This window comes from Streptomyces griseoruber (assembly GCF_001514205.1).
GTDB lineage: Bacteria > Actinomycetota > Actinomycetes > Streptomycetales > Streptomycetaceae > Streptomyces > Streptomyces griseoruber.
Window position 1 is genome coordinate 304,883 of record NZ_KQ948774.1, and the last position, 26,869, is coordinate 331,751.

A 26,869-nucleotide genomic window follows, 5' to 3' on the forward strand; every position below is an offset into this window, starting at 1 on the left:
CCCCGTCCCGTATGTCCGCGGAGCGCGGAGATCAGCAACCGCCCTCGTCCACCGTGGCCTTGAGGTCGTACTCGGGGACGGACGTGGTCGACCGGCCATCACCCCCTGGAACGATGAGTGCGCCTTGGTCGGACTCCGTCTGGGAGATCCGCATGCAGAACACCCCGTCCACACCGTCCGCCGAAACGGTGTAGTCGTTCGACTCCTCACCGGAGGCTTCGACCTCCACGGCGTAACTCGGCCCCGACCCGTCGCCGGCGTCACCGACCTTGCTCTCGATCAGGTCCGCGTAGTCACCGTATGCGTCGTCGAGGTGCGGCTCTTCCTCAAGATCGGAAGCAGCCTGCTCAACCGCCTGCCGGAGCTCGTCCCTGCTCCACGAGCCCTTGTCGACGGCTCTGACGACACTGCACCCCTGAAAGGCCATCACTCCCGCCGCAACGAACAACACCCCTCGCTGCCATGCAAAAGCCCGGTCCGACGGCTCGTTGGCCTCCGGATTCCGATACCGCCATGCCGCGAAACGCCAGTACAGCTTGCGCTGGTCGACGACGCCCAGGGCGATAAAGAGGGCAGCGACGAGGAAGAAGAAGACGGCTACTCCGGTCATACAGGCATCAACTCTGGCTGCTCAGGGGGCCGGTGGCCTTCGGAGAGGGAGAGGGGCCCTGGCATGACAGCCGAGGGCTGTCCGGCTGGTGAGTCCACAATCATGATCCGGAGGTGAGGGTCGGTGCACCGGAGGGCGCGGTGAAGTCCTCCTGGCACCCCGTCTGCAGTTGGGCTTCGAAGAACATCCTGCCGGCCAGTTGAGCCAGGTCTTGTTGAGCGCGGTCGTCACCCTTGCCGGCGGAACCCGTGGCTGCGGCCACGATCGAAAGATAGGGATGGCTCATATCCGCAGTGTGACTTGATCCTTCGGACGAAGGCTTGCATTCGACGTAGATGGCCGCTGTCCGGTCCCAGACGAGTGCCTCGGTCCCCACACTGAAGTGTGCAACGGTGGACGCGCTATTGACGCCCAATTGTGAGTGCCAATCACTTTCAGAGCCGTCCTGCATTACGGCGGTCATCTTGACGGCTCCATCGCTGGTGGAGTTGAGGCAGGTGAGCTTGAGCGAACTCTCGGTAGCCGTGCGTGACCAGTTGGACTTGAACGAGGAATCTGGAGAGAGGATCCTCTCGAGAGGCTCGACGTTCGCAGAGAAAACGCCTTCGTTGCAGGTGTCGGAAGCCTTGAGCTCCTTCCCATTGTTCTGCGTTGCGACGGCCCAGAGCGTCCCCCCGATACCGACAACTATCAGGGCGCCGACCGTGATGCTGATCACCCGGCCTCGCCCGGTAATAATGCTCACTTGGATCTCCAGTTGTTGTGGACTCGGTCCTATGCTTTTCCACGCTGTCGTCGGTACTCGTCCAGGACCGAATGAGCATGGTCGTTACCCGAGAGATGGCCTTCGCGTACTGCCGACTCGATTTCGGCCTGATCCAGCCCCGAGGGGAACGCGCCGTTCGCTGCCGAGGCCGCCAACTGCGCTGCTTGCAGCGTCGAGGCCTTGTGTACTTCCCAGTCCTTCCCAGACTTGAAGAGTGCCTCGTCGGACCTGTCCCGGGGGTCCGGGAAGAGTCCGTCGATCATCTGTCCTGTCAGGTCCTCCGTTGCTGCCACGGCAAATGCGCCGGCGACAGGGGAAGCCGCCGTGCTGACTCCGACGCCGATGCCGATACTTGCGGCTGTATTAGCCCAGGCTTTCCATTTGTCCATGTCCTTGTTGAACTGGGCGTCGCCCTCCGCGGAATTCTGGATGTCTGAGTCCTGTCGCGCCAGGCCCAGAATTCCTTGAACCTCTGAGTTTCTCGCCGAGATTTCCTGGATGGTCTGCCGAGTGGTTTCACCGTAGGCGTCGGGGTTGGCCAAGTGGTAACCCATGAGATCGCTGGTGTAGAGCGACTCGCCGATATTGAGGGCCTTATAGCCGTCAGGGGTTTGGCCTATGTCGTACATGAAGCGGGTTATGTCCTGCTCGGTGAACTTGGCCTGAGTTCCGCTGAGGGGATAGAGGTCTGCGAGTGTGGTACCTCCCGCCTCGCCCCCGGAAAGCGCCCGATGGATGTCCGGCATGTACTCCGCCGTCATCTGCCCGAGACTTGTTTCCATACCCTTGTGCAGCTTGAAATCGTCCTTCGGGTCCGAGATCCCGTGGACGATCTTCGTCATGAGATCGGCCTGATCCTTTGTGTGGCCGGGCATGCCTGCAGTCGGGCCTTCGTCGAACGGGTGCCCGGTTGTGGCTGACTCCAGGGCGTGGGAGAGCGAGCGGTAGCCGGCAGATGCTCCCGTGTCATTGTCGCCAGTACCGTCCGAGGGCCACTCGCGATCAGAGGTCAGGTAATCGAAGTTCTTGTCACTGGAGAAGAAGCCGATGGACGCATCGGGATTGTGCCCCAGTGCCTGCATGAACCCCGTCATCGGATCCTGGCCATGATCGTCCTTGGCTCCGAAATTCAGATCTGTCTCCGAATTTCGTGTCCAGTAGTCCGCAGGCGAGAGAGGGCCGTCCCAGCGCTTGTCTTCCTTCATCAGCGCGTCGCCGTAGTCATGGAGGAACTTTGTGTCGAAATTTCCCTCGCGCATGAGATTGCTCATCACCTGGAACCCGTAAGGGTTTGCCGCGTCCTCGCTGTCGATGCGGCGGCCCCCCAGGTCGATGACTTCTTTCTCCCAGGCGCGCATGGCTTTGGTGTCGGAGTGCGTGGCTGATGCCAACGAGCGGCCAAGGTTGTCCTGCAGCGCCTTGAGCTGCTTCAGGCGCTCCTCGCTCGGCTTGGGATCCCTTGAGTACGCCTCAACCTTTGGGTCGGCCATAGCTGCCCAGAATTGGAGCGTGCCTTTGCCGCCGAGACCTGTCGCGAACTTCTCGTTGAAGAGAGGGTCGCCTTCGTATGTGGCGAACACCTTGTTCATCTGCTGAATCTGCGCGGTCGTCATTTCGTTGCCCAGCTGAGCCAGCTTGACCATCGCACGGGCTTCCTTGAGTGACTCCTTGCGCTCACGGGAAGCCTCACTGATGCTGGACGCCGTCTCCGTGTTGAAGCCCTCCTTGCGCCCGTTTGCATCCATCGTGAGGGCCCAACTCAGCGCGATATCCGCGTCGTCAGCGTCCTTGAGCGCCGCTTCGATCCTGTTATTGCAGTCGTGGACAGTGTCGAGGTAGCCCTTTTGGAGGGCTGCCTGCTGGCCGTTCTCCGCCTTCGAGGTGTCACAGTAGACGTGACCCTCTGCGGTTATTTCGAGGTACTTGTCGTCATGGACGTATCCCTCGATCTTCTTGAGCTCGTCCTTGGCGCTCTGGAAGGAATCAAGTGCGCTCTTCAGCAGATCGTGAATATCCTGAGCTTCGTCGGCGGCCGCCTTCATCTGCTTCTCGACGACGTCGAATTTACCGAGAGCCTCGGCCGCGGCCTCACCCTTCCAATTCGACTCGGTGAGGCCCTTCGTCACCGTCGTACCGAAAGAACGCGCTATTGCGTCAAATTGGCCGGGAAGGTTGCGCCATTTGTCGACTGCGTCCGACAATGATGACAGGTCCACAGCGCGAAGCTGTTGATAGCTGATGCCCATGTCAGTGCTTCTCCTTCCCGTCCCTGAGGCTCTTGGCCTTCTGGTGTCGCTTGTCCTCTTCTGATCGGAACTCGGCGGCTGAAGTGCGCAGGTTTCCGGCCACACCCTTGTCGAGCAGTCCATCCATGTACTGCATCTGAGAGCGCCATCGCTTCTGGAAGGTGGCGATCGCAGCTTCCGACTTGAAGCCCTTGAGTTCTACCTTGCCTGTCGCCGACATCGTTTTGTCATCGGCGTCCTTGAAGTTGGAGCGAACCGTGTCCGCCTTCGTGGCGCGTTCTTCGAGTACACCTGAATCCACGTCCAAGGTCGGCTGCGATGCGCCTCCGCCTCCGTCCGCAGGAAGCTGGTTGAGCTGCATGCTGCTTTCCTGGCGAGCCACGGCGGAGCTGCGTGCCTGGCCCCACATCTCATCGAACGACACGTCGTTTCCTTCGCTTTGTCAGCGGCGATTGGCTGGTCGTGGCTCAGCGAGCCGAGGGCCGGTCGGTGCCGGACGATCCGTCGGTGGGTGAGCCAGGGACTTGGCCCTGTGGCTGACCGAAGGGCGGGTACGGCTGGTGAGAGACGTACGGCGAGTAGGCTGGCGGTACTGGCACGGCGGCCGACCGGGCGACGCGGCGTCGGCGGGCCCGAATCACCGGGACGGCGACGGCAGTGCCGAGGAGCGCGGCGACACCGAAGCCCAGGGCGATCCGCAGGGGCGCGTTGCTGTCGTCGGCCTCAGACGCTGTCGAGTCGCCGGTCTTGTCGTCCGACGCAGAGTTGGTGGCCTGAGAGGGCTTCGGGGCCGGGGAAGCGGACGTCGCTGCCGCCAGGTCCGGAAGCGGGTATGTGTCGGCAGGGCCCGGGTCGCCCGGATCCTCGAGCGCGGCGCGGGGGCGGACGATGCCGTACCCGAAGTCGTCGTTGCGGGTCCAGCTCTTCTCATTGCCCTTCATCGTGTTGATGAGGACGCGGAGCACCTGATTGTTTGTCCAGGACGGATGCTTGGACCAGATGAGGGCGGCAGACGCCGAGGCGATCGCCGTAGCGTCACTTGTTCCCTCGGTTCTGCAGACCTGAGTGCCACCGAGGCATGCGTGGATCATATTGTCGCCCGGCGCAGTGACGTCGACCTCGGAACCATGCTGGGAGAACGAAGCCCGCTGCACGGATTCCGTGACCGCGCCCACGCCCACGACACCGGGCGTGGAAGCCGGATACTGCGGAAGGTTGGACGTGTCTCCGCTGTTGCCGACACCGGCGAAGATCAGCTTCCCCTGGTCGATGGCGTATCTGACTGCCGAGGCCAACTCCGGCGTGCCGACGTTCTTTCTTCCCGAAGCGTTGGCGGCAGCCATGGAGATGTTGATGATCTGCGCCTTCGAGTCCGCTGCGTACCTGATGGCCTCGGACATCACGCGGGAATATTCCGAGCCCGTGTCCACCTTTCCGAAGTCCTCGGTGGAGTAGCGCATGCGGATGGGGAGGATCTTGGATCCGGGCGCGAGGCCATAGGAACCATCGAGCGAACCTCGCGCGCCCGTGGCAGCAATGAGTGCGGCCATGTTCGTGCCATGGCCGGCCAAGTCGGTGTGTGCGTCTCCTCGTTGGTCCGAGTAGTCCTTGCCGTCCAGTACCTGACCCTCGAGGTCGGCCAGAGACGTGTCGACGCCGGAATCGATGACGGCGACGGTGATTCCCTTGCCGGTGCTGGTCTCCCACATCTCGTCGGCCTGCATGGCATCGAGATACCACTGGCGGGCTCTCACGGACTGGGCGTGGGCCGGAGTCGCGGCAATGCCTACCAGCAGCAGGCCGAGAGCAGCCGACGCCACCGAGACGGGCCGCAGTGTTCGCTTACTGCTGGTACGCATCTGTCTTCCTGGTTGGGGAGTCGCGTCAACTCAGTCGACGACCGGTGGAACGGCTCGACGGTCATGGGCTGCCCATGTCTCCTCGTCCTCGACGAGGTAGTCCGGTCGCTGGCCATGCTGCTGATCCCGCCGAGGTCCTGTCGGGTTCGACGGATGCGTGTTCGCCCCGCTGCCGCCTCGAGCCGGATTCGGACCCTGCTCCGGGGCGGAGGAACCTGAGGGGGAACGTACCAACCCAGCTCCGCCAGGTGTGAAGGGGCGCGCGTTCGTGCGGCCTGGCTGTGCGCGGCTGCCCACGATGCCGCCGGATTCCGACGCGAGCCGACGCCCACCGGTCAGACCCGCCCCAGGGCTGGTGCCCCCTGCGCTCGGCATGCCGGGAGTCATGCCGCGGGTCATGGGGGCGCGCCCCTGCGCTGTACCGCCGTTGCCGATGACGGTTCCCCGCGGAATTCCGGTGGACCGGCCGGCACCAGGAGTCACCGGCCGCCCCCCGAGGATTCCGCTCTCGCGCGGCAGGCGTGATGCCGCACCATTGGCGATCCCCTGCCCGGGTAGCAGGGACGGGCGTGACGCTGTCGGCAGGCGCCCGGGCGGGCTGGGATTCGTCCCACTTCCGCCACCACCGAAAGCAGGCGGGAGGACACCCGGCTGGACGGTCGGTGCGGCCTCTGGGCGGGGAAGTCCTGTATGCGGTCCGGACGAAGTCGTGGGGCTCACCGGGAGGGAGGAGTCGGGCAGCGTTCCCACGCCGTCGATCTCCATACCCGCCGTAGGCACGGTTCGCGCTGGCTGTTGACCAGGCCCTGCCGCGCCAAGGCCGACGTCGGCCCGTGATGCGGAGCCCCCGGAAAGGTGAGATGCGGTGCTGACGCTGCCGGAGTGCGAGGAGGCGACGGAGACGCCGCTGCCGGACTGGGCGTACTGAGAACCGGTCGGTACGTACTCACTCCCAGGCTCGACCCACCATCCCGAACTGCCGGTGTTCCCCGCCGGCGGCGAGAACGTAGGCGGCTCCACGCTGTTCACCTGCTGAGCCGAGTATTCGTACGTCTGAGCCAGCTTCTGCATCTGTTGGATCGCCTCGGCCCGGGCGGCGTCGATGCGGTCCTGTGCCGCCGTGGCGTCGGACTGGGCGGTCTGGGCGAGCGCACGGGCGTCGGGATCGTTCCTCGCGCCGGGCTGCTTCGCCGCGGCGATCGTGCTCTTCGCGTCGGAGAGGTCTGCCTGGGCTTGAGTGGTCTCCGACACCTTCGGCATCGCAGCCTTGGCCTCGGCGACGGCCTGGGCCACGGTTTCCATCCACCGTGACGCCACCTCGGCGTACTGGCCGAGACGGAGCGTGGCGCTGGCGGTCTGGCCGCCCCAGTCGCGGAAAGCGTCACCGCCTTCGCCCTGCCACTCGAGCCCCTTGACATGTGTCATGAGGTCGTCGCCGATCTTGGCAATGGTCGAGGCCGCCTTGCCGAGTTTTCCGGCGAGATGGGAAGCACCCTCCGAAGTGGCGGAGTCGAGCAGGGCAGCGAGTTGTTCATGCGTCAGGGACTCGAAGTCCGTGCGCACCAGTTTTGGCTCCTTGCCCTGAGGCTTCTCGGCCATCAGAAGCTCTCCTCGCTCTCGGCGCCCGACGGGGCCGCACCGTCTGCGTCGCGCTCGGCGTACGGATCCCGCTCAGCCACGTAGTACTTCTCCGCCTGCGTGTTGACCGCCTTCATCCGCGCCCGAATGTCCGCATCCAAGTTCTCGTACCCCACACGCGACGCATGCACCGCCAGCCCCATGCCCTCGATCTGGGCGCTGAGGGCCTTCGACAGGTTCTCCAACTCGTCGTGCACGACGGTGTAGGAGTCGTAGAGGAACTGTGCTTCCTTGAAGTCGGCGGAGCCGAGCTGCGCGCGGGACAGGCGGTCCTCGCCGACCTTGCCGGGCGCCGCCTCCGACTTGTCGAGCTCGATCAGGAGCTCGTCCACGCGTTTCTTGAAGCTCGCCATGGCTGTGTGCTGGATGTCCAGCGCCATCTGAGGGTTGACGCCGTACAGCGTGTCGAACGACTTGCCCGTGTCCGGCGCATCCCTGTTCTCGGCGCCGCCCCCGTTCCCGCTCACCGCAGCAGCCTCCCCGTTGTCCCCGTTAAATCAAGATGAGCCCGTTCGGTCGGGATCGGACCAGGCTCGAGCAATCACTTTAGTGGCGTTGCGGAAGCAAGCCCACCTGGATAAGAGATGTACCGCGCTTGCGCGACACGAACACGCCGCGGCCCGCGGGCATCGGCCTGCCCCGGACATTGCCGAGGATGTCGCCCTCGCCGGGATCGCCGGACAGCACCACGCCCTGCGCCCCGAGTTCCTTGACCCGCTGCATGAAGGACTCGTACATGGCACGCGAGGCACCGGCCGCGCTGCGCGCGACGATGAACTTGACCCCGACGTCCCGTGCGAACGGCAGATGGTCCACCAGCTGCGACAGCGGATTGCCCGAGTGGGTGGCGACCAGTTCGTAGTCGTCGATGATGACGAACAGCTGCGGGCCGCTCCACCAGCTGCGGTCGCGAAGCTGCTGCGGCGTGATGTCCGGCTTGGGAGTGCGCATCTCCATGAACTGCCGGATGGCGTCCATGTGGACCTGCATCGCCGACGCCATCGGCGCGTACTCCAGGAGGTGTTCCTCCGACACGGTCTCCAGCATGGTGCGCCGGTAGTCGCCCACCACGATCCGTGCCTCCGCGGGTGTGTAGCGCGCGGCGATCTGCTTCGCGATCAGACGCAACAGGTTCGTCTTGCCCGACTCGCTCTCACCGAAGACCAGGAAGAACGGATCGGCGTCGAGGTCGATGAAGACCGGCTCCAGGTTCGCCTCGTCGATACCGATCGCGATGCCGTGCTGCGGGAACTCGAAGCCCTTGGGCAGCTGGTCGGCAGCCAGCTTGCGCGGCAGGAGACGTACGGTGGGGGCCGCCGGCCCGTGCCAGTTCCCCTTCACGGCCTGCACGAGCTGTGCCGTGGCGTCCGTGAGGTCCTCGTTCGCCGCCGACGAGTCGATACGCGGCATCGCCGTCATGAAGTGCAACTTCTCGGGCACCTGGCCACGGCCGGGCACTCCCCTCGGTACGCTCTGCGCGACCTTGCGGTCGAACTCCGAGTCCATCGCGTCGCCGAGGCGCAGCTCGAGCCGGCCGAGAACCTGGTCCTTCAGGACCGCCCGCACCTCCATGTACCGCGACGCGGAGAGCACCACATGGACGCCGTAACCGAGGCCACGGGCCGCGAGGTCGGTCACGACGCCGTCCAGGCCCTCGTAGTCGTTCTTGAAGCTTCCCCAGCCGTCGATGACGAGGAAGACGTCCCCCCAGGCTTCGCCGGCGAACTCACCCGCCGCGCGGCGCCGCCGATAGCTACCCATGGAATCGACGCCGTTCGCGCGGAAGAACTGCTCGCGGCGGTTGAGGATGCCCGCCACCTCCGCGACCGTGCGCCGCACACGCTCCGGATCCAGCCGTGAGGCCACTCCGCCGACATGGGGCAGGTCCGCGATCGCGGCCAACCCGCCACCGCCGAAGTCCAGGCAGTAGAGCTGCACTTCGTGAGGGGTGTGGGTGAGGGCGAAGGACGCGACGAGCGTGCGCAGCAGCGTCGACTTGCCGGACTGCGGTCCGCCGACGATCAGCATGTGGCCGGCCGCGCCCGAGAAGTCCGCGTACAGCAGCTCGCGCTTCTGCTCGAAGGGCTTGTCGACGAGGCCGAGCGGGACCGTCAGTCCGCCCAGACGCGTGAACTCCGCCGCATGGAGACCGCGTTGCGCCGAGACCGTCAGCGACGGCAACAGCTGGTCCAGGGTGGGCGCCTGGTCCAGAGGGGGCAGCCAGACCTGGTGGGCCGGCACACCCTGGCCCTCCAGGCGCTGGACGACGACATCGAGCACGGTGTCCGCGAGGGCGTCGTCGTCCCTGCGCGCGGCTGCCTGGGCCTGGGCCGGATCGGGCTCCACGTGGACCATGGGCACCGGCGTCGCCGTGAACAGCGCCGGACGGCGCTCGATCGGCATCCTTCCCTGGGTGGTTTCGGGGGCGCCCGGCCGGTACGCCCCCGACACATAGGCCGCCTTGAAGCGGACCATTTCGTCCGTACCGAACTTCAGATACCCCGAGCCCGGCACGGACGGCAGGTGATACGCGTCCGGTACGCCGAGGGCCGCCCGCGACTCGGCGGCCGAGAACGTCCGCAGACCGATCCGGTACGACAGATAGGTGTCCAGGCCCCGCAGCCGCCCTTCCTCCAGGCGCTGGGAGGCCAGCAGCAGGTGGACACCCAGCGAGCGGCCGATGCGGCCGATCTGGATGAACATGTCGATGAAGTCCGGCTTCGCCGTGAGGAGTTCGCTGAACTCGTCGATCACGAGGACGAGCGAGGCCAGAGCCTCCAGCGGCGCGCCGGCGGCCCGCGCCTTCTCGTAGTCGTGGATGTTGGCGTAGTTGCCGGCCGCCCGCAGCAGCTCCTGCCGCCGCTGCAGTTCGCCACGGATCGCGTCACCCATGCGATCGACGAGCGTCAGATCGTCGGAGAGGTTGGTGATGACGGCCGCGACGTGCGGCATCTGCGACATTCCGGCGAAGGTCGCGCCGCCCTTGAAGTCCGCGAGGACGAAGTTCAGCGTCTCGGAGGAGTGCGTGACCGCCAGACCCAGCACCAGTGTGCGCAGCAGCTCCGACTTACCGGAACCGGTGGCACCCACGCACAGGCCGTGCGGACCCATGCCGTCCTGCGCGGCCTCCTTCAGATCCAGCATCACGGGCTGGCCGTCCTCGCCGACACCGATCGGCACCCGCAACCGCTCCGGGGTCGAGCGCGGCCGCCAGGTACGCGCGACGTCGACGGACGCGGCGTCGCCCAGGCCCAGCAGGTCGGTGAAGTCGAGGTTGGCCAGGAGCGGTTCGTCGTCGTCCCCACCGCTGCCCATGCGCAGGGGCGCCAACTGCCGGGCCAGCGCTTCGGCAGCGGGCACCGACAGCGCGTCGGGCTCGCCTTCGTAGATCGTTCCGCTTCCGGAGTCCAGCCAGAGCCGCTCGGGCCGTACGACGATGGAGAGGTCCCCGCGCGGTTGGTCGAGGTCACCGGGGACGATCTCGACGATCGTCACGCCCTGCAGCCCCTCGGAAGTCGCGAAGGCCGAGGTCGGAGGCACGATGCCGCCGTCCAGGACCACGAGCACATGGGGCTGGTCCAGGACGGGCCGACCGTCTCGGCTGAACCGGGGGCGACCGTCGAGCCGGGACGTCAGCAGCTGTTCCAGCTCACCGAGGTCGTCACCGAAGAGCCGACGGGTGCCGGAGCCGTCGAACTGGCCCGGTACCTGACAGTGCGGAAGCCACTTGGTCCAGTCCCAACGCGCCACAGCGCCGGGTGAGGCCACGACGGCGATCACCAGATCGTCGGGGGAGTGCAGGGAGGCCGCCTGGGCCACCAGGGCGCGAGCCGTCGACTGCGTGCAGCCGGCCTCACCCGAAAGAGTCATGTGATAGAAGGCGCGCAGCGACAACGCCACAGGCAGACTGTCGAGTTGGCCGTGCACAGCCAGGAAGCGCTGCATGGCGCCGGCGGAGAGCGGCTCCAACTCGTCGACCGGCGCGGTGTGCGGCGCGATCAGCGGGGTGGCCAGCTGCTGCGGCCCCAGACCGATCCGGACCTGTCCGAAGTCGCCGTCCCCGACACGGCGTTCCCATACCCGGCCGCCCTCGGCCACCAGCGCCCACAGCTGTTCCGGCGACGGGTGCAGGTACAGCTGGGCGTCACGCTGCTTGAGCGCGGTCCTGCGGACCGTACGGCGTGTCTGCGCGAGATAGCGGAGGTAGTCGCGGCGGACATCGGCCATTTGCCCCTGCGTACCTCGGCGATAGCGGACAATCTGCGAGACGACCATCGCCGCGGTCGAGACCAGCATCAGCACCCCCATGATCCGCATGAACGGGTGGGCGTTCGGCGACGCGAAGTAGAACACGACGGACGAGCCCATGCCGAGCGTCGGCAGGACCTGCATGAGCACGCCCTCCTGCTGCCCTCGCGGTAGTTCGGGAGGAGTCTCCAGATGCAGCTCGTCCACGGGCACTTCGGGCGGCAGGGTACGCGGCGGGCGCTTGACGACGATCTGGCTCACCGGAGCTCAATCCCCCTGTACGGACGACTCGTTGCCCACCGGCACCCCCGTGGTGACGGCCGCCGTCCGCTGTGGCCCGATGCTACTTGTCAGCTCTGACATCACGGCCGGTAGGGTGACGCCCGCAGCGTACGCATCCGCGAAGCAGGGGGTCAGTGAAGGTGAGTACGACCGCGGCGACAGGGTTCTGCCGAGTCACTGTCGTGGCGCCGGACAGCCGTATCGACGTGGCGCTTCCGGTGGACATCCCCGTCGCCGACGTCTATCCGGAGATCCTGCGGCTCACCGGGCAGACCCAGCCGGTCGGGGCCCCGACCGGCTACCACCTGGTGCGCCGCGACGGTCGCGTTCTGGACGGCGCCCGGACCCTCGCGGACGAGCGGATCCTCGACGGTGACGTGCTCGCCCTGCGCCCGTTCGCGGAATCCCTGCCTCCGGCGGTCTATGACGACGTGTCGGACGCGGTCGCCTCCGCCGTGGCCCGTGACCGCCACCTGTGGAGCGACGACCTGCTGCGCACCGCCGGCCTCACCGGGGGGTCGCTGCTCCTGCTCATGCTGGGGTTCGTCCTCTGGTACGCCGACCCCGTGCACCATGACATGAGCGGACTCGCCGGAGTCATCGCGGGCGGCTTCGGAGTGCTGCTGGCCGCCTTCGCGAGCGTACGCGCCCGTGTCTACGACGACCGCGGCTCGGCCGTCGCCCTGGGGCTCGGCGCGCTGCCGCTGCTCCTGCTCGCCGGCTCCGGGATCGTGTCGCCCGACCAGGGCCAGGGGCCGGGACGGCTCCAGTTCCTGCTCGGTTGCGTGACCGTCCTGGTCACCTCGGTCGTTCTGGTCGCGCTCACGCCCAGCGGGGACGCTCCCTTCGTGGCGACGACCTTCCTGTCGGCGGTGGGTGCTCTGGCCACGTTCGTGATGATCGTGACCGAGACGTCGGCGACCTCCGCCGCGGCCGTGTGCGCGCCGGTGTCGATCGGCCTCGTCGCCTTCCTGCCGGGACTCTCCGCACGGTTCGCCCGCCTGCCCATCGGGTACGCGTCGCCTCGCTCCGCCACCCAGGACGACTTCGACCCCGACACGGCTCAGCCGGCGGACACCGAGGCGCTGGACGCCGAGCGCGTCGCCGCCCAGGCCAGGCGCGGCCACGAGATGTTGCTGGGTCTGGTGGGCGGTACGGCCGCGGTCGTCGTCGGCGCGGCCGCCGTACTCGGCTTCTCGGACAACGTCTGGGGCCGGCTGCTGGCTCTGACCACGGGCCTGGCCATGCTCATCCGCGCCCGTCTCTTCCGCTACACCTCGCAGGTCGTGTGCGTCCTCGGTGCCGGTATCGCCGCTGTCGCGCTGTTGCTGCTCGGCCTTGCGCTCAAGCCTCCCGCCGACGCGGTGACGGAGTTCGTCCTGCACGGCGACAGCGGCGCGCTCGACCTGCGCACCGCGTGGCTCACGGCGGCGATCGCCGCCGGGGCCGCACTGATCACTTCGGTCGGGCTGATCGTCCCGAAGAAGGGTCTGTCGCCGTTCTGGGGCCGCTTCCTCGACCTCGCGGAGGGGACCGTCCTGCTCAGCCTCGTCCCGCTCTGCCTCGCCACAGTCGGCGCGCTGACCGCCGCGCGATCCCTCGCCGGTTAGACCGCCGCGAGCCCTGCCGGGCCGGCCGCAGCCCCCGGGAACCGGTCGTCGGCCCGAGAACCCAGTCAAAGGACCCCGCGTGAGCTTCGGCCCGCCTCCCTCCATGTACACCCAGTCCGCCCTCGCGGCGGAGACCCGCGAGCGCAACCGCCGCAAAACCTGGCTGCTGGGCCTGCTCGCACTCGTGCTCCTCGCCGCGCTCGGAACCGGCGGCTTGCTTCTTTGGGGCGGTGACGACACCGGTACGAGGGCGAAGGAACCCGCTCCCGCCCAAGGCCCCCTGGACATCCGCGAGACCGTCGAGAAACAACCCGCGAGCACGGTCGGCGCCATGGCCTTCCGTTTCTCCGTGGACGACCTGAGCCCCGGCGAGTCCTACCAGCTGCCCGGTATGTGGGCCACCGACAAGATCCTCGCCAAGGGCATCAACAAGACCCTGGTCGGTTTCGCCCTGGGCACCGACGCCGCCCCCGGCGACGAGAAGTGGAAGCTCCCCCTCGACGGCCCGATCTGCGGCTACACCCGCCATGTCACCGGCGACAACCGCACCGCCGTGCTCTACGCCGGCAAGGACGAGGAGCACGCCCTCTGCGACCACGTGGTCTTCTTCGACCTCGACGACGGCAAGCAGGTCTGGTCGCACGAGTTCCCCGTCCACGGCATCGGCGCCGGCGCGGAGAAGCCGACGACCGACGCCCTCCAGGACACCCCGAGCGTGACCCTCACCCACGACACGGTGGCCGTCACCTGGGGCGGCGGCACGCTCGCCTACGACATGGACCACGGCAAGCAGCGGTGGAGCACGAAGGCGACCGGCACCTGCCACGACGACGGTGCCGCCGGCGGGGGCGCGCTGCTCGTCCGCCAGCGGTGCTGGAGCGGCGACAAGAACCTTCCGGTCGACAGCTGGGACCTCCTCACCTACAAGATCCGCAAGGTGGACCCGCAGACCGGCCGCACCCGGTGGACGTACTCCGCCGCCAAGGGCATCCGCGCGGTCGATGTCCCCTCCACCGACCCCACCGTCCTCGCCGTCTCGGCCGGCGACACCGGCATCACCGAACTGCTCTCCCTCGACGACCACGGCAAGAACCGCGCCACGATCCGTCTCCGGAACGGCACCTACGTCGGCGAATGCGCGCTCCAGGACGACTACACCGTCCTGGACTACTGCCCGACCGTCGCGGTCGGCGCCGGCCAGGTCTTCCTGCGCAGCAAGGACGACCTCGCGAAGCACACCACCAACTGGGTCATCGGCTTCGACCTGGCCACCGGGAACACCACCCAGAAGTTCGAGTCCGGCCCCGACTCCCTGCTGATCCCCGTCGAGGTGAGCGGCGACCGGCTGCTCGCCCTGCGGGAGAGCCAGGACCGCATCTCACCCAACGCGCTCGTCGCGCTCGACCCGAGGACGGGCGAGGAGAAGCCCTTCTTCTCCTTCGGCCTGCCGCCCGAGGCGGAGAACTTCACCTCGATCGACTTCACCGACGTCCTCGTCGAGGACGGCCGCCTCTACTTCGGCGCCAAGTCCGTCACCGGCCCCGCCAAGGGCCAGCCGCGCTGGGTCTACGCGGTGCTCGGCATCGGGAGCAGCACGCTGAAGAACTCCTGAACAGGCACGGCCGGAAGACATCCCAACCACGAACGAACGGCAACCACCCCCCCCACCGACCGCCACCCCACCGCCACCGGGCGCCTGGCCCCAGGAGCGGGAGCCGGGGCGGAAATCGACGGCAAGGAGGCAGGACCCCCTGCTTCTGCCGTCCTCCGGCCTGGCGAGCACCGCCACCACGACCGGCGTCCTCGTCGTGGCACTGTGCCTGCCCGGAGGTCTGGTGTCGCTGCTGCGCCCGGTCCTCGACTGGACGGCCGGCCGGATCGGGCGCCTCTACGGCATCCCGCTCGCCGCCGCGGATACGGGCGTGGGAGCCGGGAGCCGGGAGCTCCCGCCCCGAGTCCCTCGCGGTCGGCTTCCGCCCCCGTCTCCCAGCGCACGGTCCCATTCCGTCGGCTTCGCCCTCGGCTCCTTGCCTCCGCCACCCCGTGCCCCTGGGGCCCGGCTCCACCGCCTGGGGCCCGGCTCCACCGCCTGGGGCCCGGCTCCACCGCCTGGGGCCCGGCTCCACCGCCTGGGGCCCGGCTCCACCGCCCCGGGCCCCGGCCCCACCACCCCGTGCCCCCGGGCCCCGGCCCCACCACCCCGGGCCTTGGCCTCAGCACCCCCCGGGCCATGGCCTCACCACCCTCGGGACCGGGCCCCTGCCCTCGTTTCCCGCCTCCCAGGACCTGGTCCCATTTTCCCGCCTCCCAGGACCTGGTCCCATTCCGTCGCCTCCCACCCCCGACTCCTGGCCCTGCCCGGCTCCGCCCGCGCCCGCACGCCCGGCCCCGCCCCCACCACGCCTCGGCCCCCACCACGCTCCGCCCCCACCACGCCTCGGCCCCGCGCCCCGTCCCAGCCTCCACTCCACTCCGCCCGGCACCACCCGCCCGGCCCAGCGCCACCCCACCCCAGCGCTCCTGCCCTACCCCCCCGCCCGCTCCCCCCGCTCCAGATCGAACTCCCCGTCCCGTGCCCCCAGCACGAACGCCCGCCATTCCCCCTCCGTGTAGCGCAGCACCGTGTCCGGATCCAGTGAGGACCGCATCGCCACCGCGCCGCCGGGCAGGTCCGCGATCTCGACGCGTTCCTCGTGCTCCTCGGTGCCCGGCGCGCACTTCCACTCGACGCCGGAGATGTCGAGCGCGTACAGCTCGTCCCGCTCGCGCTCCTTGCGCGCCTTCATCTCCGCTTCCGTCTCCGCCATGGCGCAGCGTCCCCTTCCCCACGTGCCGGCTTCCCGGCTTCGCTCCGTCTACGATCACCTGTCTACGATCCGAGCGTCACCCTAGTGGCCCCCTGCCCGTCGCCGAGGTGGTTCGGATACCCGGGCGAAGGTGCCCGCCACCTCCTGGTACCCTGGCTGTCGGCCGTTTGTGTACGCGCCCCCGGAGCCCTCCGTATCGAGGCACTGGAGGCCGCGCCCAGCGGATCTCCGCCTCCCGAGTTACGGAAGCCACCCCGAGAAGCAGACCGGGGGCACTCGGTGGCCACACACAGACCATGAGGAGTACGCGTGTCGCTCGACGCCGCTACGAAGAAGCAGATCATCGCCGAGTTCGGCCAGAAGGAGGGCGACACCGGCTCCCCCGAGGTCCAGGTCGCCATGCTCTCGCGTCGGATCTCCGACCTGACCGAGCACCTCAAGACCCACAAGCACGACCACCACTCCCGCCGGGGTCTGCTGATCCTGGTCGGCCAGCGTCGTCGCCTGCTGCAGTACCTGGCCAAGAAGGACATCCAGCGCTTCCGTGCGCTGGTCGACCGCCTCGGCATCCGCCGCGGTGCGGCCGGCGCCAAGTAAGACGCCATGGAGGGAGCGGTTCCCGTTCTTGGGGGCCGCTCCCTTTTGCTGTACGTACGGAAACGTGCGGAGTGTGACCGCCCCTTTGTAGTGTGGTAGCACAACGCATGACGCACGACACAGGGTGATGACACCCAACGCGTCACACCCAACGCGTCACACCCGACGCATCACACACCGAACGAGGAGAAGCGCACCTAGCCGCCGCCGGTCCTCGGTAGTGGCCCCCGGGGGAAGCGAGCCCGGGGGCTTCGATCGAAGACCGGCCCGCACCGCACGGCGCGCATCTCCGCCACCGTCCCTCCGCCACACGGGCAGCACGGGACGAAAAGACGACAAGTAACGGAGAAAACGCTAGTGGAGAACGAGACCCACTACGCCGAGGCCGTCATCGACAACGGCGCCTTCGGCACCCGCACCATCCGCTTCGAGACGGGCCGCCTGGCCCGCCAGGCCGCCGGCTCGGCCGTGGCCTACCTGGACGACGACACCATGGTGCTGTCGGCCACCACCGCCTCCAAGAACCCCAAGGACCAGCTCGACTTCTTCCCCCTGACGGTGGACGTCGAGGAGCGGATGTACGCCGCCGGCAAGATCCCCGGCAGCTTCTTCCGCCGTGAGGGCCGCCCCTCCGAGGACGCCATCCTCACCTGCCGCCTGATCGACCGCCCGCTGCGCCCGTCCTTCAAGAAGGGCCTGCGCAACGAGATCCAGGTCGTCGCCACGATCATGGCGCTCAACCCCGACCACCTGTACGACGTCGTGGCGATCAACGCCGCCTCCGCGTCCACGCAGCTGGCCGGTCTGCCCTTCTCCGGCCCGGTCGGCGGCGTCCGCGTCGCGCTGATCAACGGCCAGTGGGTCGCGTTCCCGACGCACACCGAGCTCGAGGACGCCGTCTTCGACATGGTCGTCGCCGGCCGCGTCCTGGAGGACGGCGACGTCGCGATCATGATGGTCGAGGCCGAGGCCACCGAGAAGACGATCCAGCTGGTCAAGGGCGGCGCCGAGGCCCCCACCGAGGAGGTCGTCGCGGCCGGTCTGGACGCCGCGAAGCCCTTCATCAAGGTGCTGTGCAAGGCCCAGGCCGACCTCGCGTCGAAGGCCGCCAAGCCGACCGGCGAGTTCCCGATCTTCCTCGACTACCAGGACGACGTCCTGGAGGCGCTGACCGCCGCCGTCAAGCCGGAGCTGGCCTCCGCGCTGACCATCGCGGGCAAGCAGGAGCGCGAGGCCGAGCTGGACCGCGTCAAGGGTCTGGCCGCCGAGAAGCTGCTCCCGGAGTTCGAGGGCCGCGAGAAGGAGATCTCCGCCGCGTACCGCTCGCTGACCAAGGCCCTGGTCCGTGAGCGCGTCATCAAGGAGAAGAAGCGCATCGACGGCCGCGGCGTCACGGACATCCGTACGCTCGCCGCCGAGGTCGAGGCGATCCCGCGGGTGCACGGCTCCGCGCTGTTCGAGCGTGGCGAGACCCAGATCCTGGGCGTCACCACCCTCAACATGCTCCGGATGGAGCAGCAGCTGGACACCCTCTCCCCGGTGACCCGCAAGCGCTACATGCACAACTACAACTTCCCGCCGTACTCCGTCGGCGAGACCGGCCGCGTCGGCTCCCCGAAGCGCCGCGAGATCGGCCACGGCGCCCTCGCCGAGCGCGCCATCGTGCCGGTCCTGCCGACCCGCGAGGAGTTCCCCTACGCGATCCGTCAGGTGTCCGAGGCCCTCGGCTCCAACGGCTCGACGTCCATGGGCTCGGTCTGCGCCTCCACCATGTCGCTGCTGAACGCCGGTGTGCCCCTCAAGGCCCCGGTCGCCGGTATCGCCATGGGTCTGATCTCCCAGGAGATCAACGGCGAGACGCACTACGTCGCCCTCACCGACATCCTCGGTGCGGAGGACGCCTTCGGCGACATGGACTTCAAGGTCGCCGGCACCAAGGAGTTCGTCACCGCCCTCCAGCTCGACACCAAGCTGGACGGCATCCCGGCCTCCGTCCTGGCCGCCGCCCTCAAGCAGGCCCGTGACGCCCGCCTCCACATCCTCGACGTGATGATGGAAGCGATCGACACGCCGGACGAGATGTCCCCCAACGCGCCGCGGATCATCACCGTGAAGATCCCGGTCGACAAGATCGGCGAGGTCATCGGCCCGAAGGGCAAGATGATCAACCAGATCCAGGAGGACACCGGCGCCGAGATCACGATCGAGGACGACGGCACCATCTACATCGGTGCCGCCGACGGCCCGGCCGCCGAGGCCGCCCGCGCCACGATCAACGGCATCGCCAACCCGACCATGCCGGAGGTCGGCGAGCGCTACCTGGGTACGGTCGTCAAGACCACCACCTTCGGTGCGTTCGTCTCCCTGCTCCCCGGCAAGGACGGCCTGCTGCACATCTCGCAGATCCGCAAGCTGGCCGGCGGCAAGCGCGTGGAGAACGTCGAGGACGTCGTCGGTGTGGGCCAGAAGGTCCAGGTCGAGATCGCCGAGATCGACTCCCGCGGCAAGCTCTCCCTCATCCCCGTGATCGAGGGCGAGGACGAGTCCGCCGAAGACAAGAAGGACGACTCCGACAAGTGACGTCGAGTAGCTCCAGGACGACGGCCCGCACCTCCTCGGAGGCGCGGGCCGTCGCCCGTACCCAAACCCTGATCAAGGGCGAGAACGGCATCGGCACGGTCCGCAAGACCACCCTCCCGGGCGGCCTGCGCATCGTCACCGAAACCCTCCCCTCGGTCCGCTCCGCGACCTTCGGCATCTGGGCCCATGTCGGCTCCCGCGACGAGACCCCCGCGCTGAACGGCGCCACGCACTACCTGGAACACCTGCTCTTCAAGGGCACCACCCGCAGGTCGGCGCTGGACATCTCCTCCGCGATCGACGCGGTCGGCGGCGAGATGAACGCGTTTACCGCCAAGGAGTACACGTGCTACTACGCGCGCGTGCTCGACACCGACCTGCCGCTCGCCATCGACGTCGTCTGCGACATGCTGACCGGCTCGCTCATCCTCGAGGACGACGTCAACGTCGAACGCGGCGCGATCCTCGAAGAGATCGCCATGACCGAGGACGACCCCGGCGACTGTGTGCACGACCTGTTCGCGCACACCATGTTCGGCGACAACGCCCTCGGCCGCCCGGTCCTCGGCACCGTCGACACGGTCAACGCCCTCACCGCCGACCGCATCCGCCGCTTCTACAAGAAGCACTACGACCCGACGCACCTGGTCGTGGCCGCCGCCGGCAACATCGACCACCAGAAGGTCGTACGACAGGTCCGCGCGGCCTTCGAGAAGGCGGGCGCCCTCGGGAACCAGGACGCCGCCCCCATCGCCCCGCGCGACGGCCGGCGCACCATCCGCACCTCGGGCCGCGTCGAACTCCTCGGCCGCAAGACCGAGCAGGCCCATGTCGTCCTCGGCATGCCCGGCCTCGCCCGCACCGACGACCGCCGCTGGGCGCTCGGCGTCCTCAACACCGCCCTCGGCGGCGGCATGTCCTCAAGGCTCTTCCAGGAGGTCCGCGAGAAGCGCGGCCTGGCCTACAGCGTGTACTCGTACACCTCAGGCTTCGCCGACTGCGGCCTCTTCGGCGTCTACGCCGGCTGCCGCCCCTCGCAGGTCCACGACGTGCTCAAGATCTGCCGCGACGAGCTCGACCACGTCGCCGATAACGGCCTGTCCGACGACGAGATCGGGCGTGCCATCGGCCAGCTCAGGGGCTCCACGGTGCTCGGCCTGGAGGACACCGGTGCGCTCATGAACCGCATCGGCAAGAGCGAGCTGTGCTGGGGCGAGCAGATGTCCGTCGACGACATGCTGACCCGGATAGCGGCCGTGACCCCGGACGAGGTCCGCGCGGTCGCCCGCGACATCCTGGGACAGCGCCCGTCGCTGTCGGTCATCGGCCCGCTCAAGGACAAGCAGGCCGCCCGGCTGCACGACGCGGTCGCCTAATCCACTCCCGTAAGGAAGCACAACAGATGAGCAAGCTGCGTGTGGCGGTCCTCGGAGCCAGGGGCCGGATCGGTTCCGAGGCGGTACGGGCCGTCGAAGCCGCCGAGGACATGGAGCTGGTGGCCGCGCTGGGCCGCGGCGACAAGCTGGAGACGCTGGCCGAGACCGGCGCCCAGGTCGCCGTGGAACTCACCACGCCCGCCTCCGTGATGGAGAACCTCGAGTACTGCGTCGGCCACGGCATCCACGCCGTCGTCGGGACGACGGGCTGGACCGAGGAGCGCCTCGCGCAGCTGAACGGCTGGCTGGCCGCCGCTCCGGAGACCGGTGTGCTCATCGCGCCGAACTTCTCCATCGGCGCGGTCCTCACCATGAAGTTCGCGCAGATCGCGGCGCCGTACTTCGAGTCCGTCGAGGTCGTCGAGCTGCACCACCCCAACAAGGTGGACGCCCCCTCCGGCACCGCCACCCGCACCGCCCAGCTCATCGCCGAGGCCCGCCGGGCGGCCGGCACCGCCCCGGCCCCGGACGCCACGGCGACGGGCCTGGACGGCGCGCGCGGCGCGGACGTGGACGGCGTCCCCGTGCACGCCGTCCGTCTGAGGGGCCTGCTGGCCCACCAGGAGGTCCTGCTGGGCGGTGAGGGCGAGACCCTGACCGTCCGCCACGACTCCCTCCACCACAGCAGCTTCATGCCGGGCATCCTGCTGGGCGTCCGCCGGGTGGTGACGACTCCGGGCCTCACCTTCGGCCTGGAGCACTTCCTGGACCTGAACCAGACCTGAACCAGACCTGAACCAGAGATCCCTTCCGACATGCGCGCCAAGCTCTCCTACGCGGTCACGGCCGCCGTCCTGGTCTTCTACTTCGTCCTGGTCGGCAGCCGCGGCGTCATGCTCATCCAGTCCGGCACGGTCATCACCGTCACCTTCGGGATCGCGGTGCTGATCCTGCCGGTCATCGGCGTCTGGTTCCTGTGGAAGAACACCCAGTTCGTCCGCCGGGCCAACGCCCTCGCCGCCGCGCTCGACGCCGAGGGCGGCCTCCCCGTCGACGAGCTCAGGCGCACCCCGGGCGGCCGGATCGACCGCGACTCGGCCGACGAGGTCTTCGCCCGGCGCAAGGCCGAGACCGAGGCGGCCCCCGACGACTGGCGCACCTGGTTCCGGCTGGCCGTGGCCTACCACGACGCCCGCGACACCCCGCGCGCCCGCAAGGCGATGCAACGCGCGATCAGCCTCCACGACGGCAGGAGCGCCGAACCGGCCTGACCGCACAGCCGCCGTACAGCGACGGGGCCGGCCCGCGTCACGTGCGGACCGGCCCCTTCGGCATGCCGGGTCGATGTCGTGCCGTGCGGTCAGCCGCGCCCGTTCTCCGACGCCCACGCCTCGACGAGGTCGGAGGCCCGGTCGAAGGCCTCGGAGCGCCCCAGGAAGTCCGCCCCGTGCGTGGTCAGCAGCATCGCCGTCTCCTCCGCCGGCCGGTCCCGTCGTACGAGGAGCAGCGCCTGCCCCTGGACGGTGCGCGGCAGGCCCAGCCAGCGCACCGGCTGCTGCACCGTCCGTACGACCGCGACCCGGTCCCACGGCACCGTCCGCGTGAGCAGGAACCGCACCTGCCGCAGCCCGCGCGCGCTCACCCACACGCCCACGCGCAGCAGCCGCAGCGCGGCGGCGATCACCAGCAGCGAGATCCCGAGGACCACGCCGGCGTCGGAGACCTTCCCGGTCAGTGCGATGGCGACTGCCGCGAGCAGCACGTACGAGGCGAGGAGCAGCGCCAGCGCGGCGGCAGCGACGCGCCAGGGGCCGGGTCGGTAGGGGCGCCGCCAGCGCTCACGGTCCTCGAAGGGCAGCGCGACATCGTCCGCTGTCTCGAACGGGCGGTCGGCCGTCAGGAAGGGCAGGGGCACGACTGGTCCTCACTCGTTCGTGCGTGGGCTGTGCCCGGTGAGGCTATCGCGTCAGTGCCCCTGGGAGGCCTGCGGCTGCTGTGACGGCTGTGACTGCTGTGTCGGAGAGGAGTGGTCCACGGTCAGCGCCGGTCTCCCGACGACCACCGACCCCACGAGCGCGGCCACGATCGTGAGCCCCAGCAGCCAGCGCCCGGCCGTCTGCCCGAGCGAGGCCCGCTCACGGGGTGGGGGAGTGACATTGCTGCTGAACAGGGCTACCGCGTCCTTCGAAGCGTCGTACGGATGGTTTCCGTCAGTACAGACGCACGAGGAGCGCAAAAGGTGCCCTTCTTGCAGAAAACACGAGGAAAACAACCAGACCGGGTACGGTCCCGGGCGCCCCGTAGAGTGGGCGCGAACCGCAGATGTGATGGGAAGGACCCTCCGTGACGCCCGCCGATCCCCAGCCGTCCCTCCGCAGTGACGTCACCGTCGAGCTGGTGAAATCCAGCGCCTCGGACTCCGACGTGCTCTTCGCCGCCCGTGTCTCGACGCTCGGCGAGCAGTCGCTGGAAGAGCTCCAGAAGGACCCCGAGCGCTCCAAGGGCCTGATCAACTACCTGATGCGGGACCGGCACGGCAGCCCCTTCGAGCACAACTCGATGACCTTCTTCATCAGCGCCCCGATCTTCGTGTTCCGCGAGTTCATGCGGCACCGCGTCGGCTGGTCGTACAACGAGGAGTCGGGCCGCTACCGGGAGCTGGAGCCCGTCTTCTACGTGCCCGGCGAGTCCCGCAAGCTCGTGCAGGAAGGCCGACCCGGCAAGTACGTCTTCGTCGAGGGGACCCCGGCCCAGCACGCGACGGTGCGCGACGTGCTGGACGAGTCGTACCAGCAGGCCTACACGGCCTACCAGAAGCTGCTCGCCGAGGGCGTCGCGCGCGAGGTGGCCCGCGCGGTCCTGCCCGTCGGGCTCTTCTCCTCCATGTACGCCACCTGCAACGCCCGCTCGCTGATGCACTTCCTCGGTCTGCGCACCCAGCACGAGCTCGCCAAGGTGCCGTCGTTCCCGCAGCGGGAGATCGAGATGGTGGGCGAGAAGATGGAGGCCGAGTGGGCGAAGCTCATGCCCCTCACCTACGCGGCCTTCAACGCCAACGGTCGTGTCGCGCCGTAACGAAGGCGTGTTCTCCTGCCCGGCACACATGTACGGGTCATCCGCGCGAAGTGTCCGTATTGCGGCATTTAGAGAAGTTCATCTAGCCTGATCAAACGGACCCGGTACTGCTTGAACCCCCGAGCAGGCAGTACCGGGCTCCGCATTTGTCGTGACTTTTCGTAACCCCCCGAGGGCAGACCACACGGGGAGCAACGAGTAGCGTGTTACCCATGGCTCCGACCTCCACTCCGCAGACCCCCTTCGGGCGGGTCCTCACCGCCATGGTCACGCCCTTCACGGCGGACGGCGCACTCGACCTCGACGGCGCCCAGCGGCTCGCCACCCACCTGGTGGACGCAGGCAACGACGGCCTGATCATCAACGGCACCACCGGTGAGTCCCCCACCACCACCGACGCGGAGAAATCGGACCTCGTACGAGCCGTCCTGGAGGCCGTCGGCGACCGGGCCCACATCGTCGCCGGTGTCGGCACCAACGACACCCACCACAGCGTCGAACTGGCCAAGGCCGCCGAGGAGACCGGCGCACACGGCCTGCTGGTCGTCACCCCGTACTACAACAAGCCCCCTCAGGAGGGCCTGTACCGGCACTTCACGGCCGTGGCCGACGCCACCGAGCTGCCGGTCATGCTCTACGACATCCCCGGCCGCAGCGGCGTGCCGATCAGCACCGAGACACTCGTCCGGCTCGCCGAGCACCCCCGGATCATCGCCAACAAGGACGCCAAGGGCGACCTCGGCCGTGCGAGCTGGGCCATCGCGCGCTCCGGCCTCGCCTGGTACTCCGGCGACGACATGCTCAACCTCCCGCTGCTCTCCGTGGGCGCGGTCGGCTTCGTCTCGGTCGTCGGCCATGTGGTCACGCCCGACCTGCGCGCCCTCGTCGACGCGTTCGTCGCCGGTGATGTCCAGAAGGCCACCGAGATCCACCAGAAGCTGCTCCCGGTCTACACGGGCATGTTCCGCACCCAGGGCGTCATGACCACCAAGGCCGCACTCGCCCTCCAGGGCCTGCCCGCCGGCCCGCTGCGCTCTCCCATGGTCGAATGCTCGCCGGAAGAGATCGAGCAGCTCAAGATCGATCTTGCCGCAGGCGGGGTACAGCTCTGACAACGGACTTCACAACTGAATAGGCAGGACACCGGTGCCTGCAACCACAACGACAACTGCTTCTGCACGAACGTCACGCGCGCCACGTGCCCTACCGGTACGTGGCGCGCGTGTTTGAGGAGAGTCTTTTGAGTCATCCGCATCCGGAACTGAGCCCGCCGCCGCCGCTTCCCAAGGGGGGCCTGCGGGTCACCCCGCTCGGCGGCCTCGGCGAGATCGGCCGCAACATGACAGTCTTCGAGTACGGCGGCCGTCTGCTGATCGTCGACTGCGGAGTGCTCTTCCCCGAGGAGGAGCAGCCCGGAATCGACCTGATCCTGCCCGACTTCTCGTCCATCCGTGACCGGCTGGACGAGGTCGAGGGCATCGTCCTCACGCACGGTCACGAGGACCACATCGGGGCCGTCCCCTACCTCCTGCGCGAGAAGCCGGACATCCCGCTGATCGGCTCCAAGCTGACCCTCGCCCTGATCGAGGCCAAGCTCCAGGAGCACCGGATCCGCCCGTACACCCTCGAGGTGGCGGAGGGGAACCGCGAGCGCATCGGCCCCTTCGACTGCGAGTTCATCGCCGTCAACCACTCCATCCCGGACGCCCTCGCCGTCGCGATCCGCACCCCCGCCGGCATGGTGGTCCACACGGGTGACTTCAAGATGGACCAGCTTCCGCTGGACGGGCGTCTCACGGATCTGCACGCGTTCGCCCGGCTGAGCGAGGAGGGCATCGACCTCCTCCTCTCCGACTCGACGAACGCCGAGGTCCCCGGCTTCGTGCCGCCCGAGCGGGACATCTCCAACGTCCTGCGCACGGTCTTCGCGGGCGCCCGCAAGCGGATCATCGTGGCGAGCTTCGCCAGCCACGTCCACCGCATCCAGCAGATCCTGGACACCGCCCACGAGTACGGCCGCCGGGTCGCCTTCGTCGGCCGCTCGATGGTCCGCAACATGGGCATCGCCCGGGACCTCGGCTACCTGAAGGTCCCGCCGGGCCTGGTGGTGGACGTCAAGACGCTCGACGACCTCCCCGACCACGAGGTGGTCCTGGTCTGCACGGGCTCCCAGGGCGAACCGATGGCCGCCCTGTCCCGCATGGCCAACCGCGACCACCAGATCCGTATCGTCCCCGGCGACACGGTCATCCTGGCGTCGTCCCTGATCCCCGGCAACGAGAACGCGGTCTACCGCGTGATCAACGGCCTGACCCGCTGGGGCGCGAACGTCGTCCACAAGGGCAACGCCAAGGTCCATGTCTCCGGCCACGCCTCGGCGGGCGAGCTGCTGTACTTCTACAACATCTGCCGCCCGAAGAACCTGATGCCGGTCCATGGCGAGTGGCGCCACCTGCGGGCCAACGCCGAGCTGGGCGCCCTGACGGGTGTCCCGCACGACCGCATCGTCATCGCCGAGGACGGCATCGCCGTCGACCTCGTCGAAGGCAAGGCCAAGATCTCCGGCAAGGTCCAGGCGGGGTACGTCTACGTCGACGGCCTCTCCGTCGGCGATGTCGGCGAGCCGGCGCTGAAGGACCGGAAGATCCTCGGTGACGAGGGCATCATCTCGGTCTTCGTGGTCGTGGACTCCTCCACCGGCAAGATCACCGGCGGTCCGCACATCCAGGCCCGTGGCTCCGGCATCGAGGACTCCGTCTTCGGGGACGTCGTCCCGAAGATCACCGAGGTCCTGGAGCGCTCGGCCCAGGACGGTGTGGTCGAACCCCACCAGCTGCAGCAACTCATCCGCCGCACCCTGGGCAAGTGGGTCTCCGACAACTACCGCCGCAGGCCGATGATCCTCCCGGTCGTGGTGGAGGTCTGAGCGACGCACGACCCGTGGACGACTGCTCGTCCGCGTGATCCTGGAGCGGGGCGCCTCGATTTGCATCGGGGCGCCCCGCTCCAGTACGTTTGCGGCTCCGCCTGAACGGGAAGCGGTCCGCGCCACGCGCCGGACCAGCCCACCGGGAGGGGCCGGGAAAACCGACTCAGAACTTCTGATAAAGTCGGAACCGCCGGAAAGGAAACCGCGAAACAAAAGCGGGAACCTGGAAAGCACCGAGGAAATCAG

21 protein-coding genes are annotated in these 26,869 nt (G+C 68.3%); 10 read left to right on the top strand and 11 right to left on the bottom strand.

Going from position 1 to position 26,869, the window contains the following annotated elements:
- Positions 1 to 31 precede the first annotated feature (31 nt).
- The 8 genes from AQJ64_RS28910 to eccCa form a co-directional block, all read right to left on the bottom strand.
- On the bottom strand, positions 32 to 610 hold the full coding sequence (locus AQJ64_RS28910; RefSeq protein ID WP_055635789.1) for a DUF6199 family natural product biosynthesis protein: 579 nt from the start codon (positions 608 to 610) through the stop codon (positions 32 to 34).
- Positions 611 to 710: 100 nt separating this feature from the next.
- Positions 711 to 1,355 (bottom strand): hypothetical protein, encoded by a 645-nt coding sequence (locus tag AQJ64_RS28915; protein ID WP_055635790.1) that lies wholly within the window; start codon positions 1,353 to 1,355, stop codon positions 711 to 713.
- A gap of 29 nt (positions 1,356 to 1,384) precedes the next feature.
- Entirely contained in the window at positions 1,385 to 3,622 is a 2,238-nt protein-coding gene (locus AQJ64_RS28920) for a DUF6571 family protein (RefSeq protein ID WP_055635791.1), read from the bottom strand.
- Position 3,623: 1 nt separating this feature from the next.
- Entirely contained in the window at positions 3,624 to 4,046 is a 423-nt protein-coding gene (locus AQJ64_RS28925; protein WP_055635792.1) for a hypothetical protein, read from the bottom strand.
- 43 nt (positions 4,047 to 4,089) lie between these two features.
- Positions 4,090 to 5,481, bottom strand: a complete 1,392-nt coding sequence (gene mycP, locus AQJ64_RS28930; RefSeq protein WP_055635793.1) for a type VII secretion-associated serine protease mycosin — start codon at positions 5,479 to 5,481, stop codon at positions 4,090 to 4,092.
- Between the two features lie 30 nt (positions 5,482 to 5,511).
- A complete protein-coding gene (locus tag AQJ64_RS46540; RefSeq protein ID WP_079062002.1) occupies positions 5,512 to 7,080 on the bottom strand; it encodes a DUF4398 domain-containing protein in 1,569 nt (522 codons plus the stop codon).
- Positions 7,080 to 7,586 carry a hypothetical protein gene (locus AQJ64_RS28935; protein ID WP_055635794.1) on the bottom strand — a complete coding sequence of 169 codons (507 nt, stop codon included), beginning with the start codon at positions 7,584 to 7,586 and terminating at the stop codon, positions 7,080 to 7,082. The genes AQJ64_RS46540 and AQJ64_RS28935 overlap by 1 nt, the downstream gene beginning before the upstream one ends.
- 79 nt (positions 7,587 to 7,665) lie before the next feature.
- Positions 7,666 to 11,628, bottom strand: a complete 3,963-nt coding sequence (gene eccCa, locus AQJ64_RS28940; RefSeq protein WP_055635795.1) for a type VII secretion protein EccCa — start codon at positions 11,626 to 11,628, stop codon at positions 7,666 to 7,668.
- Positions 11,629 to 11,789: 161 nt separating this feature from the next.
- Between eccCa and eccD the strand changes: the two genes are divergently transcribed.
- Positions 11,790 to 13,259, top strand: a complete 1,470-nt coding sequence (eccD, locus tag AQJ64_RS28945; protein ID WP_055635797.1) for a type VII secretion integral membrane protein EccD — start codon at positions 11,790 to 11,792, stop codon at positions 13,257 to 13,259.
- A gap of 79 nt (positions 13,260 to 13,338) precedes the next feature.
- On the top strand, positions 13,339 to 14,871 hold the full coding sequence (locus AQJ64_RS28950; protein ID WP_055635796.1) for an outer membrane protein assembly factor BamB family protein: 1,533 nt from the start codon (positions 13,339 to 13,341) through the stop codon (positions 14,869 to 14,871).
- Between the two features lie 913 nt (positions 14,872 to 15,784).
- Here the strand turns inward: AQJ64_RS28950 and AQJ64_RS28955 are convergent.
- Positions 15,785 to 16,066 carry a DUF397 domain-containing protein gene (locus tag AQJ64_RS28955; protein WP_059203122.1) on the bottom strand — a complete coding sequence of 94 codons (282 nt, stop codon included), beginning with the start codon at positions 16,064 to 16,066 and terminating at the stop codon, positions 15,785 to 15,787.
- A gap of 309 nt (positions 16,067 to 16,375) precedes the next feature.
- On the opposite strand from AQJ64_RS28955, the gene rpsO reads away from it, so the two are divergent.
- From rpsO to AQJ64_RS28980, 5 genes are all read left to right on the top strand, one after another.
- Complete coding sequence (rpsO, locus tag AQJ64_RS28960) at positions 16,376 to 16,663, top strand: 30S ribosomal protein S15 (RefSeq protein ID WP_055632174.1); 288 nt, start codon at positions 16,376 to 16,378, stop codon at positions 16,661 to 16,663.
- A 357-nt stretch (positions 16,664 to 17,020) separates the two neighbouring features.
- Positions 17,021 to 19,243, top strand: coding sequence for a polyribonucleotide nucleotidyltransferase (locus tag AQJ64_RS28965; RefSeq protein WP_055632173.1), 2,223 nt, complete (start codon positions 17,021 to 17,023; stop codon positions 19,241 to 19,243).
- Positions 19,240 to 20,619, top strand: a complete 1,380-nt coding sequence (locus tag AQJ64_RS28970) for a M16 family metallopeptidase (protein ID WP_055632172.1) — start codon at positions 19,240 to 19,242, stop codon at positions 20,617 to 20,619. Before AQJ64_RS28965 ends, AQJ64_RS28970 begins: the two co-directional genes overlap by 4 nt.
- A gap of 26 nt (positions 20,620 to 20,645) precedes the next feature.
- Positions 20,646 to 21,404: a 4-hydroxy-tetrahydrodipicolinate reductase gene (dapB, locus tag AQJ64_RS28975; protein WP_055632171.1), complete on the top strand. Its 759-nt coding sequence runs from the start codon at positions 20,646 to 20,648 to the stop codon at positions 21,402 to 21,404.
- A 30-nt stretch (positions 21,405 to 21,434) separates the two neighbouring features.
- Positions 21,435 to 21,890, top strand: coding sequence for a tetratricopeptide repeat protein (locus AQJ64_RS28980; protein ID WP_055632170.1), 456 nt, complete (start codon positions 21,435 to 21,437; stop codon positions 21,888 to 21,890).
- A gap of 89 nt (positions 21,891 to 21,979) precedes the next feature.
- On the opposite strand, the gene AQJ64_RS28985 is transcribed toward AQJ64_RS28980, so the two are convergent.
- Together AQJ64_RS28985 and AQJ64_RS51160 are read right to left on the bottom strand one after the other, a co-directional pair.
- Positions 21,980 to 22,534, bottom strand: coding sequence for a hypothetical protein (locus AQJ64_RS28985; RefSeq protein WP_055632169.1), 555 nt, complete (start codon positions 22,532 to 22,534; stop codon positions 21,980 to 21,982).
- A 51-nt stretch (positions 22,535 to 22,585) separates the two neighbouring features.
- Entirely contained in the window at positions 22,586 to 22,789 is a 204-nt protein-coding gene (locus tag AQJ64_RS51160) for a hypothetical protein (protein WP_099053881.1), read from the bottom strand.
- Positions 22,790 to 22,962: 173 nt separating this feature from the next.
- Here AQJ64_RS51160 and thyX point away from each other — a divergent pair, with 173 nt between their 5' ends.
- From thyX to AQJ64_RS29000, 3 genes are all read left to right on the top strand, one after another.
- Positions 22,963 to 23,694, top strand: a complete 732-nt coding sequence (gene thyX / locus AQJ64_RS28990) for an FAD-dependent thymidylate synthase (protein ID WP_055632168.1) — start codon at positions 22,963 to 22,965, stop codon at positions 23,692 to 23,694.
- A 212-nt stretch (positions 23,695 to 23,906) separates the two neighbouring features.
- Complete coding sequence (gene dapA / locus AQJ64_RS28995) at positions 23,907 to 24,806, top strand: 4-hydroxy-tetrahydrodipicolinate synthase (protein ID WP_055632167.1); 900 nt, start codon at positions 23,907 to 23,909, stop codon at positions 24,804 to 24,806.
- A gap of 128 nt (positions 24,807 to 24,934) precedes the next feature.
- A complete protein-coding gene (locus AQJ64_RS29000; RefSeq protein ID WP_055632166.1) occupies positions 24,935 to 26,620 on the top strand; it encodes a ribonuclease J in 1,686 nt (561 codons plus the stop codon).
- The last annotated feature ends 249 nt before the right edge of the window (positions 26,621 to 26,869 follow it).

What these genes read in the sequence shown, in the direction of transcription:
- AQJ64_RS28955 (WP_059203122.1), bottom strand. Translation starts at nt 16,066, where the DNA reads ATGGCGGAGACGGAAGCGGAGATGAAGGCGCGCAAGGAGCGCGAGCGG.
- AQJ64_RS28910 (WP_055635789.1), bottom strand. Translation starts at nt 610, where the DNA reads ATGACCGGAGTAGCCGTCTTCTTCTTCCTCGTCGCTGCCCTCTTTATC.
- AQJ64_RS28980 (WP_055632170.1), top strand. Translation starts at nt 21,435, where the DNA reads ATGCGCGCCAAGCTCTCCTACGCGGTCACGGCCGCCGTCCTGGTCTTC.
- dapB (WP_055632171.1), top strand. Translation starts at nt 20,646, where the DNA reads ATGAGCAAGCTGCGTGTGGCGGTCCTCGGAGCCAGGGGCCGGATCGGT.
- AQJ64_RS46540 (WP_079062002.1), bottom strand. Translation starts at nt 7,080, where the DNA reads ATGGCCGAGAAGCCTCAGGGCAAGGAGCCAAAACTGGTGCGCACGGAC.
- mycP (WP_055635793.1), bottom strand. Translation starts at nt 5,481, where the DNA reads ATGCGTACCAGCAGTAAGCGAACACTGCGGCCCGTCTCGGTGGCGTCG.
- AQJ64_RS28920 (WP_055635791.1), bottom strand. Translation starts at nt 3,622, where the DNA reads ATGGGCATCAGCTATCAACAGCTTCGCGCTGTGGACCTGTCATCATTG.
- dapA (WP_055632167.1), top strand. Translation starts at nt 23,907, where the DNA reads ATGGCTCCGACCTCCACTCCGCAGACCCCCTTCGGGCGGGTCCTCACC.